Here is a 12123-nt window from a genome sequence, read left to right on the forward strand (position 1 = left end):
AGTTTTCATGAATTCTCCCTCGATCTAAGGAGGATATGCCAATCCGAAATAGAATATGAATCAGAAGATTCCATGTTTTTTACGTGACTCATGATGCGGCGAACGGTCAGTGATACTATCGGATGAAGGAGCTGGTTTTAATGATTTCACCATTGACCCCAATGGATTGGAAGCGCAGGGCCGTGAAATATTATCCTCATAAAGTGGCTGTCATAGATGGAAAGAAAGAGTTTACCTACATGGAATTCGGACAGCGTGTCGATCGGCTTTCCCTGGCACTTCACGTTTCAGGAATTGAAAAAGGAGATCATATTGCCGTGATGCTGCCGAATACGCATCATATGCTGGAATGTTTTTATGGGATCTGTCAATTGGGTGCGGTAATGGTGCCCCTGAATTACAGGCTTTCTGCTGAAGATTTGGAGTATATCATCAAGCATAGTGATGTAAAAATGTTAATAGTCGATGCAGAATTTGCAGCACCGATCGAGACAATCGTTACGAACCTATCAATGGAGACGATCATTATTGTTCCTGTAGATGGCCATGAAACAGATTTGGCCGGAATAAACTATGAGGATTTCTTAAAGCATGTGAATGACGGAAATCGCCTGCCCGTGGCAGATATTGATGAAAATCAGCTATTGACGATAAATTACACGAGTGGCACGACCTCAAAACCAAAGGGAGTCATGTTGACCCATCGCGGCAATTACCTGAATGCGGCCAATTTCATTTATCACCTAACATTGAAGCATGATGATGTGTACCTCCATACCCTACCGATGTTTCATGCCAACGGCTGGGGAGGCGTATGGGCGATTACGGCCACTGGGGGGACCCATGTATGTTTAAGAAAAGTGGATCCCCCAAAAATTCTTGAATTATTCTCAAAATGCAAAATTACATTATTATGCGGCGCACCGACAGTCGTCAATATGCTGGTGAATGAACCTGGGGCAAAGGAAACCGATATCAAGGTGCGTCCGCGCATGGCAACGGCGGGAGCCCCGCCATCAGCCGCCCTCATACATAAAGCAGAGGAGATCCTTGGCTTGAATATGATCCACGTATATGGACTGACGGAAACATCCCCTTTCATCCTATATAATGAATGGAAAGGTGAATATGACGCCAAATCAGCGGACGAACAAGCGATGATAAAAGCAAGACAAGGCATTGAATTGGTTTTTAATGGGGAGACGATGGTCGTCAATCAAGACGGGGCAGAAGTTGCCTGGGATGGAACGGAGTTAGGGGAAATCATTACACGTGGCAATGTCGTGATGGAAGGATATTATAAAGATTCGGAGAAGACGGCAGAAGCGATCAGGGACGGCTGGTTTTATACAGGTGATCTGGCCGTGACCCATCCTGACGGATATATTGAAATTCAGGACAGGGCTAAGGATTTGATCATATCCGGTGGTGAAAATATTTCCTCAACTGAAATTGAAGGGATTTTATATAAGCATCCTGATGTATTGGAGGCAGCGGTCATTGCCGTACCTCATGATAACTGGGGTGAAACGCCAAAGGCAATACTAGTCCTGAAAGATAACGCCCTTGTGACGGAAAGCGAGATCATTACCTTTTGCCGCTCGCGAATGGCTCATTTTAAAGCGCCTACAACGGTTGAATTCGTTGAAGACCTTCCGAAAACCGCAACAGGCAAACTCCAAAAGTACCGTCTGAGGGAAATCCATTGGAAAGGAACAAAAAAGGTGAATTAATGTCTAAAGTAAAACCAAGCATGCTATGGAAGCAGCATGTTTGGTTTTTTTCTTGCATTCTATTTGGGAGGAATGCTTGTATCAGTTTCCACGACAAATCGGGGCTTCTAAAGGAAAGGGTGGATTCAGTGTAATAAATAAAAGGTTTTTTGATAAATCTGGCTTTTTACCCCTCGCATAGACCGTAAGCGCGTTTCTGGAATGATATGCTGCTATTTAACCATTAGGACTGGCGGCGAGTGCCGATGCAAGTGCTACAGTTGGGCCATCTGCAAACACAAGCGTACTTACAATGCTTGACCAGGTTGTTCCCTTTTGGTGTGCCGTTATCATTTTTCCTAAATGGGCATTAGTAGCCATGATTGCTAATAATTACTCTTTATGTCCATGTTTTATCATCAGGATGTCTCCATCAATGATAGCTGATCGAAATGTATTTTCCATCTACAACATAGACCCATATAGTGTCGTAAATAAAGAAGAAAAGATAAAAAATATTGATTGTTAATGCTTAACGAGCCATGAAAAATCACTTTATATATGCAAAACTTATGAAGGTGCATTTAAACATTATAACGTTATATTGATTAGTTCAGGGAAATATGTTAATCTATTTTTGTAAAGAGAATATCATGAATTCTCATATTCCATTGTAACCGTTTACGAATTTTACTTACAATCAATAGGACGTTCTTAAAAAGGATGAGGGAAATGACAAGTAGGTTAATACTGAAAAATGTAAGGATGCTAGATGGTAACGGAGCAGATATCATCTTGGAAAATGGGGTGATTAAGGATATCACTCTGGCAGGGACTGCAAGTGCAACTGGAGCTGAAATGATTGATTACGAGAATAAGGTTTTTGTTTCCAGCGGCTGGATTGATATGCATGTACATGCCTTTCCTGAATTAGACCCTTATGGTGATGATGTTGATGAGATTGGTTGTAAAACAGGTGTAACAACGATCGTTGATGCAGGAAGTACTGGGGCAGATAGGATATCTGATTTAGTTAACAGTTGTGAAAAATCCAAAACGAATGTTTTCGCCTTTCTGAATATTTCGCGGATTGGTTTGAAAAGGATCGATGAGTTATCGGATACTTCATGGCTTGATGAAACGGAATTAAAAAAGGCAATCTCACAGTATGGTGATTTTGTCGTTGGACTTAAAGCCAGAATTAGTAAGAGTGTGGTTGGTCCGAATGGGATCGAACCATTAAAGATCGCTAGGAAATTCTCTGCCGATACTGGATTGCCTTTAATGGTCCATATCGGTTCAGGGCCGCCTGATATTAGAGACGTCCTTAATTTATTAGAGGAAAAAGATATTATTACGCACTACTTAAATGGTAAAGCCAATAATTTATTTGATGAAAAAGGAGAGCCCCTACCTGAGTTCAATAAAGCGATTGAACGGGGGGTTCATCTGGATGTTGGTCATGGAACAGCAAGCTTTTCTTTTCCAACTGCAGAAATGGCGAAAAAGAGGGATATTCGTTTCAATACGATCAGTACAGATATATATCGGGGAAACCGATTAAATGGACCTGTTTATAGTATGGCAAATGTGCTTACTAAATTCTTGTATCTGGGATACCCCTTAAAAGAGGTAATAGATGCAGTTACGGTCAATGCAGCAGTGTGGCTGCATAAGCCAGAGCTAGGAAGGATTTCAGTTGGGGATATGGGGAATCTGACTCTATTTTCCATTGAGGATGAGTCTACCCTTCTGCAGGATTCCGAAGGCGAAAAAAGGATGGCGGAAAAAAGAGTGGTCGTAAAAGGAGTGGTTATTAATGGAGAGTTCAATGAATGCTAAATACGGTTTGAAAAGAGTCATTAATGCTAGCGGAAGAATGAGTATACTTGGTGTTTCTGCTCCGACTGACACAGTGATGGATGCGATGAAAACAGGTGGACAAAATTATGTTGAAATCTCTGAATTAGTCGATAAGTCAGGACAGCATATAGCGAATTTACTTCAATCAGAAGCAGCGGTCGTCGTAAACTCAGCTTCCAGCGGAATCGCCCTTTCAGTGGCGGCAATCGTCACTGAAGGAAATAGAAGGAAAAGTGAAAGACTTCATCAAGATCACATTCAAAAGAATGAAGTCATCATGCTGAAAGGACACAATGTTCAGTATGGAGCGCCAGTCGAAACGATGATTTACCTTGGTGGCGGAAAATTGGTTGAAGTGGGATATGCAAACGAAGGCAAGGCAGAACATATTGCCGACGCCATTAATGATAATACGTCCGCGATCTTATACGTGAAATCCCATCATGCCGTTCAGAAGAATATGATTTCGATAGAAGAAGCCTGGGAAGTGGCAAAAGCTTATAATATTCCTTTGATTGTCGATGCTGCAGCGGAGGAAGAATTGAAGAAATATGTACAAGTCTCCGATTTAGCCATTTACAGTGGTTCAAAAGCGATTGAAGGACCAACATCGGGTATTGTTGCTGGGAAACAAAAATATATCGAGTGGTTGAAGGTACAATTGCACTGTAGCGGCAGGAGTATGAAAGTTGGTAAAGAAACAACCTTTGGGTTGCTTCAGGCATTGGATGAGTATTTTGTCAAAGCGGACAATAGCGGACAAGAAAAAGCTAGTTTACAAGTTCTTGCATCACTAGAATCCATTGATGGCGTAAAAGTAACGATTGTTCAAGATGAGGCAGGTAGAGCCATCTATAGAGCTCGTATCTCCATTGATCCTTTGATTACGGAAACAACGGCAAAGGAAGTGAACGAGCAGCTGAAAAATGGAAATATTGCCATTTACACGCGTGATTATGGTGTACGTCAAGGCTTTTTCGATATCGATCCGCGTCCATTGCAAGGTGATGACATTCATGTCATTGAAGCACAGTTAAGAACCATTTTAGGAGGGAATCAAGGATGACTAACATAAACGAACGCTTTTTGAATGATCGAGTGGCGCTTAATGTACTTGCCGATAGTGTAGAAAATGCAGTGGAGGTGTTCAACGCAGCGGAAGGCCATGTCTTGGTGGGGGTGCTTTCCAAGGATTATCCAACCGTTGAAGCGGGAGTGGCTGCAATGCAGGAGTATGGCGATGCCATTGATGAGGCCGTTTCAATCGGCCTTGGCGCTGGTGATAATAGGCAGGCGACAGTTGTTGCAGAAATTGCAAAATATTATCCTGGGAGCCATATTAATCAGGTTTTCCCGAGTGTGGGAGCGACAAGGGCAAATTTGGGCGAAAAGGATAGTTGGATAAATTCGTTGGTTTCTCCAACTGGCAAAGTCGGCTATGTGAATATTTCCACCGGCCCTGTTAGTGCAGGTGCAAGTGAAACTGCCATTGTACCGATCAAAGCGGCCATTGCCTTGGTCCGGGATATGGGAGGTAATGCATTGAAATACTTCCCGATGAAGGGCCTGAAGCATGAAGAGGAGTACCGTGCAGTGGCCAAAGCTTGCGGTGAAGAGGGCTTTGCTTTAGAACCGACTGGTGGAATCGACTTGGAGAATTTCGAAACCATTCTGGAAATAGCTTTGGAAGCAAAAGTGCCTAAAATCATTCCCCATGTTTATTCTTCCATCATTGATCAAGAAACCGGCAAAACGAATGAGGAGGATGTAAGGAAATTATTGGCCATGACAAAAAAATTGGTTGAAAAATATGCGTAAACGGATCGTGGCATTCGGGGAAGTGATGATGCGCTTGCAGGTACCGGGACATGCCCTATTATCACAAGCCAACACGCTGCAATACTCCTTTTCAGGCACTGGGGTAAACGTTGCTTCTGCGATGACCAAACTTGGGCATGATGGTTTCCTGGTGACAAAATTACCGGATAATCCTCTTGGGGATTCTGCGGTGGTTTCCTTGCAGCACTTAGGCATTGAACGGGATTTCATTTCCAGAGGCGGTAAGTATTTGGGGATGTACTTTCTGGAAAACGGCTTTGGGCAACGTGCAAGCCGGGTCACCTACTCAAATCGGCTCGAAAGCAGTTTCAATACTGCTTCGCTATCCGATTATGATTTGGGACTGATTGCAGAAAAGGCAGATATCATTCATTTTTGCGGGATCACACTTGCCATGGCGGATAATGTACGGGAAAGCATGAAGGTGCTGGCGAGAAAAGTAAAAGAAAAAGGCGGTACGGTCTGTTTCGATTGCAATTACCGCCCTTCCTTATGGGAGGGAGGGTATGCAGCTGCCAAGCCTCATTATGAAGAAATGCTTTCATTGGCGGATATTGTCATGATGAATGAAAAAGACGCCATGTATATTTTAGGGATGAAGTCCAAATCTCCACATCGGGATGGACAGCTTAGGGAGTTGGTGCCTGAAGTGGCCAAAAAATACAATATCCGGTCAATAGCGGGGACACATCGTTCAATCAATAGTGATACTACCCATACTTTACGTGGATACCTGTACAAGGAGCAAACATTTCACTTTTCAGATAACCTATCATTTTCGGTTTATGATAGAATAGGTTCAGGCGATGCATATACGAGCGGAATCCTCCATGGAGAATTGACAGGCTTTTCCCCGGAAAAGACAGTTCTGTTTGCAGCTGTTTCAGGAATGCTGGCGTGTACGGTCGTTGGTGATACTCCTTTGGCAACTGAAATGGAGATCCTGTCAGCCATGGAAGGTAAAATGGAAGATATAATGAGATAAAAGGCAGGAGATGTGGGATGAGAGTGAACAGGAAAAATGGACCTATGTATTTACAAATTAAAGAAATATTGAAGGATCGTATTTTACATGGTGTTTATGCCATTGACACGAACATCCCCTCCGAGCCTCTGCTGGAAGAAGAATTTAAGGTAAGTAAGGTTACTGTCCGCAATGCGATTAAAGAACTTGTGCAAGAGGGATATGTCGAAAAGAAAAGCGGAAAAGGCACTAGAGTCATAGCGAATGGTTCGATTGTCAAGCTTTCCAAAGGGAAGCGCTTCACGGAACTATTGGTGGAGGAAGGGCATTTCATTTTCAAAAAAATGTTGAACATCTCTCATGTTGAACTTCCTGCTGATTCTCATCTGCATCCTTTATTCGGCGATCATTGCATAAACATTGAACGAATCTATTTGTTGGACAATGAGCCTTATATTTACTTTACGCATTACGTTTCCCTGGATTTGGACCAAGATGAGTTGGACGAGGTCCAAATCAATTCCTTGTACCGTTTTTTAGAGGATCATAACGTCCAGCTTGAAACTTTCAGGGACGAATTTGGCGTTACCATCCCACCGGACCATATATGTGAAGCACTGAAAATCGAACCCAATAGTGCTGTTCTAAAAAGGATTCGGATTTCAAGTGACGGGGACGGAAAGGTCATGGAATATAGTGAAGGATTTTACAACACGGCGAAACAGAATTATATCGTTACATATAATGAGCCGGTACAATAATTCGATTTTCGATTTATTGTATCGCTTTGAATGTAAGCGATTTCTTAAGGGCGGGTAGAGCATATGGAGCTATATTTATTAGGAATTACGCTGATAGCGATCGTCATTGTTATTTTGGGGGTATCATGGTGGAAATGGCATGCATTCATAAGTTTGACTGTAGCCAGTTTATTCTTAGCTGTTTTTTCCGGTCTTCCTTTGGACAAGATTGTAGGCGCTTACGAAACGGGCGTCGGTGCAGTCCTGGGACACCTTATAGGCATTTTGGCATTAGGGACGATTCTAGGGAAGATGATGTCCGACTCAGGAGCTGGCATGCAGGTAGCCGACTTCTTTATTCATAAATTTGGTGTGAAGAATTTGCCATGGGCGATGCTGTTGTCAGGCTTCATCATCGGGATACCGGTATTTTTCGAAGTGGGCTTGGTCATATTGCTCCCTTTGGTCATTTCCATACGGAAATCGACTAAAGTGAATATACTATTAATCGGAATTCCAGTACTTGCTGGTTTATCGATCGTACATGGGCTTGTACCCCCGCATCCGGGTGCGATGACGGCAATCGGGATTTATAATGCTAACATGGGGCACGTACTTCTTTACTCATTGATCATAGCATTCCCGACAGCTGTACTTGCCGGTCCTTTGTTTGCGAAATGGATTCAAAAACGGGTAGTTCCAGTTGGGGAACCGGAATTGATCCGGGTGGAAACGAAGGCAAATGCCTTGCCAGGCACAGGAGTTTCGTTCTTTATCATCCTCTTGCCTGTATTGCTTATGGTCTTGACGGTGTTGGCTCCTTATCTGCCAATACCGGCTTCCATGGAAAAATGCTTGTTATTTATCGGAAGTCCGGTCATTGCCCTATTAATCTCTTGTTTTGCAGCTTACTATTTCTTGGGCTTTAGGCAGGGAATGGATAAATCGCTCATTAAAAAATTAACGGAAGAATGCTTATTGCCTTTGGCTTCCATTATTTTAATAATTGGAGCGGGGGGTGGCTTCAAGCAGATCTTAATCGATAGTGGCGTGGGAACCGCCATTGCATCCATGTCTGAACAAATATCATTATCACCACTCGTGCTTGCATTTCTAGTGGCTGGATTGATCCGGATTGCCACAGGCTCTGCAACGGTCGCTTTGACCACAGCAGCAGGAATCGTTTCACCAGTCGTTGCCAATATGACGGGTGTCAATTTGGAATTACTCGTCATTGCCACGGGCGCAGGTTCACTTATGTTTTCCCATGTCAATGATGCAGGCTTCTGGTTGGTCAAGGAATATATGGGGTTAACCGTAAAAGAAACGTTCAAAACATGGACAGTCATGGAAACCTTACTTTCCTTTGTGGCTTTCGGTCTTGTATTGATCTTGGATCTATTTGTTTAGGCAATATGAGGGACAAATGTAGTGGATAGATAACAATTCTTTACCCCCGTGATGTGTCAAGGGGTGACATATCACCGGGGGTTTTCATTTTGTATTAAGGTTCCAAAGGCTAAGTGAAGCAAACGAATGGATATGGCCGGCTTGGATGACATAGGAGATTGGAATAAGATTCATCCCGAACTTTCTTCGTTTCACCCAGAGGTTGTGGGGCTTGCTCCTCTAATGTATAAATCCTGACAGAGACTTCGATATTGTAAGATAGACAGCTTACCGTTGACATATTCATTTTGAATATAGTCTAACAATTCATTGGCATGATTGGGCTTCCGGCGTTTTTCCTGAATGTAATGGAGGATTAAAACTTCTATAGTCACACACTCACCTTACTTGACAAGTATTTTTTTCATTAACAATATAACACGGTAATTCAAGTAATTATCATTTTTTGAATATTTTAACTATCGACATTTTTATACAAATATAAGAGCGGTTAAATTCGAACTTTGCCGAAAGAAGCCATGGCCGGTGAAAAATAAGCATTTACCCGTAGTTATTAAGGATTTGCACTGAGATTGCTTCTTCCTCCTCTCCAAGTTATATGGAGAGAATTTAGTTATTGACCGTTTCATTTCACTGCAGTCACCCGCTCATCTTTTCGAATCCACTTTGTAATAGGTTGATGGGAAATGATCTTGCATATGTAAGAGTGAGAGTATGAGGGAATGGGAGTCTATCATCGTTCGTAAGGAAACATTGCCTTGAAGAAGAAATACATAAGGAAGGTATAAAGGTTTCGGAATGAAATCATCCCGAAACCTTTTTGTTTATGAACGGCAATCATTGAGATGTGAGGGGTAATGACTAAATGAACTTCATGCCTGGACTTTTTGAACGGAAAATGGCGCTCCCTGAAGTTCGGCTGCCTCTCTCTTAATGGAGAATATATAAGCGGCCAGGCCTAAGAGGGCTGCAAAAATCAGCATGGCAATCGATGTACTGAAGTCCCCGCCGGAAAGATCGCGCAGCCAGCCCATGATATAACTGGAGAAGCCGCCCATGATATTGGTGAATCCAAGCAAGCCAGCGGCACGCCCGGCCGTTTCTGGCGTTGAATATTTAACCATGAGCATATTGCTCAGATGGAACACTCCGCCTTGGGCACCCATTGCCAGTCCCATGCATAGCCCTGCCAGAATTGGATTTCCAATGAAGACGGCCACTGTCAAAAAGATAGCCGTCATCGCAAATAGAAGCGAGGCCATCAAGCTGGGACGCCGCGTCTTGTCTGCTAGAAAGCCGCATGCCAGGACAAAACCAAGCGCAAATAACCAGGAAAGGGAAGTTATGCTCGACATTCCTTCCTTTTCGAAGCCTTTTGCTTCTATAAGATAAGTAGGAAGCCAAATACTTATTCCGAAAAACAGGAATGAACAGACAAGCATACCGAACCAAACGATCCAGAAGCGATGATCTTTGGCGAAATTTTTAGCCTCGGATGGTTCGCCGTTCTTGTCTTCCTCATCCTGCTGGCGAATGAAAGCCAATTCTTCTTTACTTAACCGGGGGTGCTCCTCCGGGGTATTTCTCGTCATGAAAATGAACATCGGGATGTTGATGAATAAGTTGAATGCTGCGAGCATGAAGAAAGCAGCTTGCCAGTGAAGTAAAGAGATAACAAGCACCAATATAATGGCCCCTATCGCTGGCCCTAAATAGTTGCCAGTAAGCCAGGAGGACTGGGCCCTTCCTAATTCACGTTTATGAAACCAGTTGGAAATGAATTTCCCCGATACGGGAATCATCATGCCTTCCCCGAATCCGAGTATGATCCTGCTAATCAGGAACACTTCATACGAATTGGCAAGGCCTGACGTAATCATGGTAAGTGTCCATATGAATAAACCGGCAATGGCGGTTTTTCGGGCCCCCAGTTTATCGATGATGAATCCCCAAAAAAGGTTTGATACTCCATAGGCAATCGTGAATACGAAAGAAAGAAGACCGATTTTTGCATTTTTATCATCACCTGTCATACCGAGTGCATTCAAGAATTCTGGATCTGTTTGAATGATGGAAATGCCAACCTTATCTATTTGTCCGAAAAACCAAAAGAAAAAAATTGGAACGGCAATGTACAACCATCTTTTTTTCCCATTTAACACAACACCATCTCCTTGTCAATTTTAGCATGACTTAAAACACTTACCATCAAGAATAAGTGAATGTCGGATCTTGGTTTGGATTGTCCCCCTTATCCGCCGCATCCCGCCTTTCTTTAATGAAACTAAAGGTGACTTTTCTGGGTGATGTTTTGTAAGCGAAACAACGTTTCACTTTCTTAACGATAAAATAAATAGAATTGATTGTCAATTTAATATTTTGATAATTTTATATTTTTAGAAAATAGTTCCGGACTGTCAGGTGAGAATGACAGTAAAAAACAACTAATCAAACCGGGGAAAAAGAGGATAAGCAAAATGATTGGGAAAATGCAAGTGGTAATGATGAAGAATTTGGCTCTCGTTTATTAAGAGGTTTCCGCTTCAAGAAACCCGCTTCTCTACCGAATTATGAAATTTTACGTTTGTTTTTATTTTCAAACTTAGATATATTTGGAAGGTGATAAGTCTTGATCAAGCAGTGCTTTGGTCATTGCAAAATGCCGAAAGGACTGAATCACCCAAATAGTTTTATATTCGTAAATATGCTTTAATTAACAAATAAGCAATTAATCTATTCATTCGTGATAATAAAAAGGATTGGGAGGTTTAAAAATGTCTATCAGGCACTTGGAAAAACACTCGATTCACTATCTGGAATCGGGAGATGGAAAGGCGCTCGTCATTTTGCATGGCTTAGGAAACAATTCACAGTCATGGAAGCAACAGCTCAGTCAGTTGAAGGAAGATTTCAGGGTAATTGCCTGGGATGCGCCAGGTTACGGTGAAAGTTCTGATCCAGAGGAAGAATTTCAGGATTTTTCGCAGTTTGCGGATGTGTTGAAGGAATTTCTTGAGAGTCTAGGTTTGCCATCGGTGTACCTGCTCGGCCATTCGATGGGATCGGCCATTGCGCTCGATTTTACAAGCAGGTTTCCGAAGATGGTTGAGGCGCTGATCATAGCGGATGCGACGCGGGGAGCGGCCGGGGTAAGCTCTGAGGAAAATAAACGGAAACTTCAGAATAGATTACATTCGATTAATACGTTAAGGCCGGAGGAACTTGCGAGGAAAAGAGTGAAGGCGCTCTTATCGCAAAATGCTTCTTCCGGGGTAGTCAAGGAAGCGGAACGGATCATGTCGCAAGTACGCCCAGCTGGATACCGGTCCGTATCGTACGCTTTATCGAATGTAAACCAAATGGAATTGCTTTCATCCATATCCGTTCCGACCTTGGTCATTTGTGGTGAATTGGATCTGGTCACGCCTGTTAGTGAATCAAAGGTTTTTCATGAGTTGATTCCCCATTCCGAATTGGCCATCGTCCCGAATACCGGCCATTTATGCTATCAGGAAGATCCGGTAACATTTAATGAAATTGTTACTGATTTTTTGAAGCGGCACTTGGCAGACCATACATAATAAGTGACTTGAAG

10 protein-coding genes are annotated in these 12123 nt (G+C 42.7%); 8 read left to right on the forward strand and 2 right to left on the reverse strand.

Features of this window, described 5'->3' with window-relative positions; all coding sequences use genetic code 11:
* Positions 1-140: 140 nt before the first annotated feature.
* The 7 genes from MHI53_RS11310 to MHI53_RS11340 all read left to right on the forward strand — a co-directional run bounded on the left by MHI53_RS11310 (position 141) and on the right by MHI53_RS11340 (position 8528).
* Positions 141-1733 carry a long-chain-fatty-acid--CoA ligase gene (locus MHI53_RS11310; protein ID WP_340373513.1) on the forward strand — a complete coding sequence of 531 codons (1593 nt, stop codon included), beginning with the start codon at positions 141-143 and terminating at the stop codon, positions 1731-1733.
* A 711-nt stretch (positions 1734-2444) separates the two neighbouring features.
* On the forward strand, positions 2445-3554 hold the full coding sequence (locus MHI53_RS11315) for an amidohydrolase/deacetylase family metallohydrolase (protein WP_340373514.1): 1110 nt from the start codon (positions 2445-2447) through the stop codon (positions 3552-3554).
* Complete coding sequence (locus MHI53_RS11320; RefSeq protein ID WP_340373515.1) at positions 3532-4641, forward strand: DgaE family pyridoxal phosphate-dependent ammonia lyase; 1110 nt, start codon at positions 3532-3534, stop codon at positions 4639-4641. Before MHI53_RS11315 ends, MHI53_RS11320 begins: the two co-directional genes overlap by 23 nt.
* Entirely contained in the window at positions 4638-5393 is a 756-nt protein-coding gene (locus MHI53_RS11325; protein ID WP_340373516.1) for a KDGP aldolase family protein, read from the forward strand. Before MHI53_RS11320 ends, MHI53_RS11325 begins: the two co-directional genes overlap by 4 nt.
* Positions 5386-6399, forward strand: a complete 1014-nt coding sequence (locus tag MHI53_RS11330) for a sugar kinase (protein ID WP_340373517.1) — start codon at positions 5386-5388, stop codon at positions 6397-6399. The genes MHI53_RS11325 and MHI53_RS11330 overlap by 8 nt, the downstream gene beginning before the upstream one ends.
* A gap of 17 nt (positions 6400-6416) precedes the next feature.
* On the forward strand, positions 6417-7139 hold the full coding sequence (locus tag MHI53_RS11335) for a GntR family transcriptional regulator (RefSeq protein ID WP_340373518.1): 723 nt from the start codon (positions 6417-6419) through the stop codon (positions 7137-7139).
* Between the two features lie 63 nt (positions 7140-7202).
* The gene (locus tag MHI53_RS11340) at positions 7203-8528 is read left to right on the forward strand and encodes a gluconate:H+ symporter (RefSeq protein WP_340373519.1); all 1326 of its coding nucleotides are present in this window, start codon (positions 7203-7205) and stop codon (positions 8526-8528) included.
* A 191-nt stretch (positions 8529-8719) separates the two neighbouring features.
* Here the strand turns inward: MHI53_RS11340 and yppF are convergent, their stop codons facing one another.
* Both yppF and MHI53_RS11350 read right to left on the reverse strand, forming a co-directional pair.
* Positions 8720-8902 (reverse strand): YppF family protein, encoded by a 183-nt coding sequence (gene yppF / locus MHI53_RS11345; RefSeq protein ID WP_081092341.1) that lies wholly within the window; start codon positions 8900-8902, stop codon positions 8720-8722.
* A 498-nt stretch (positions 8903-9400) separates the two neighbouring features.
* Positions 9401-10690 (reverse strand): MFS transporter, encoded by a 1290-nt coding sequence (locus tag MHI53_RS11350; protein WP_340373520.1) that lies wholly within the window; start codon positions 10688-10690, stop codon positions 9401-9403.
* 612 nt (positions 10691-11302) lie between these two features.
* Here MHI53_RS11350 and MHI53_RS11355 point away from each other — a divergent pair.
* The gene (locus tag MHI53_RS11355; RefSeq protein ID WP_340373521.1) at positions 11303-12109 is read left to right on the forward strand and encodes an alpha/beta hydrolase; all 807 of its coding nucleotides are present in this window, start codon (positions 11303-11305) and stop codon (positions 12107-12109) included.
* The last annotated feature ends 14 nt before the right edge of the window (positions 12110-12123 follow it).

Origin of the sequence: Peribacillus sp. FSL E2-0218, assembly GCF_037992945.1 — a bacterium.
Taxonomy (GTDB): domain Bacteria; phylum Bacillota; class Bacilli; order Bacillales; family DSM-1321; genus Peribacillus; species Peribacillus simplex_B.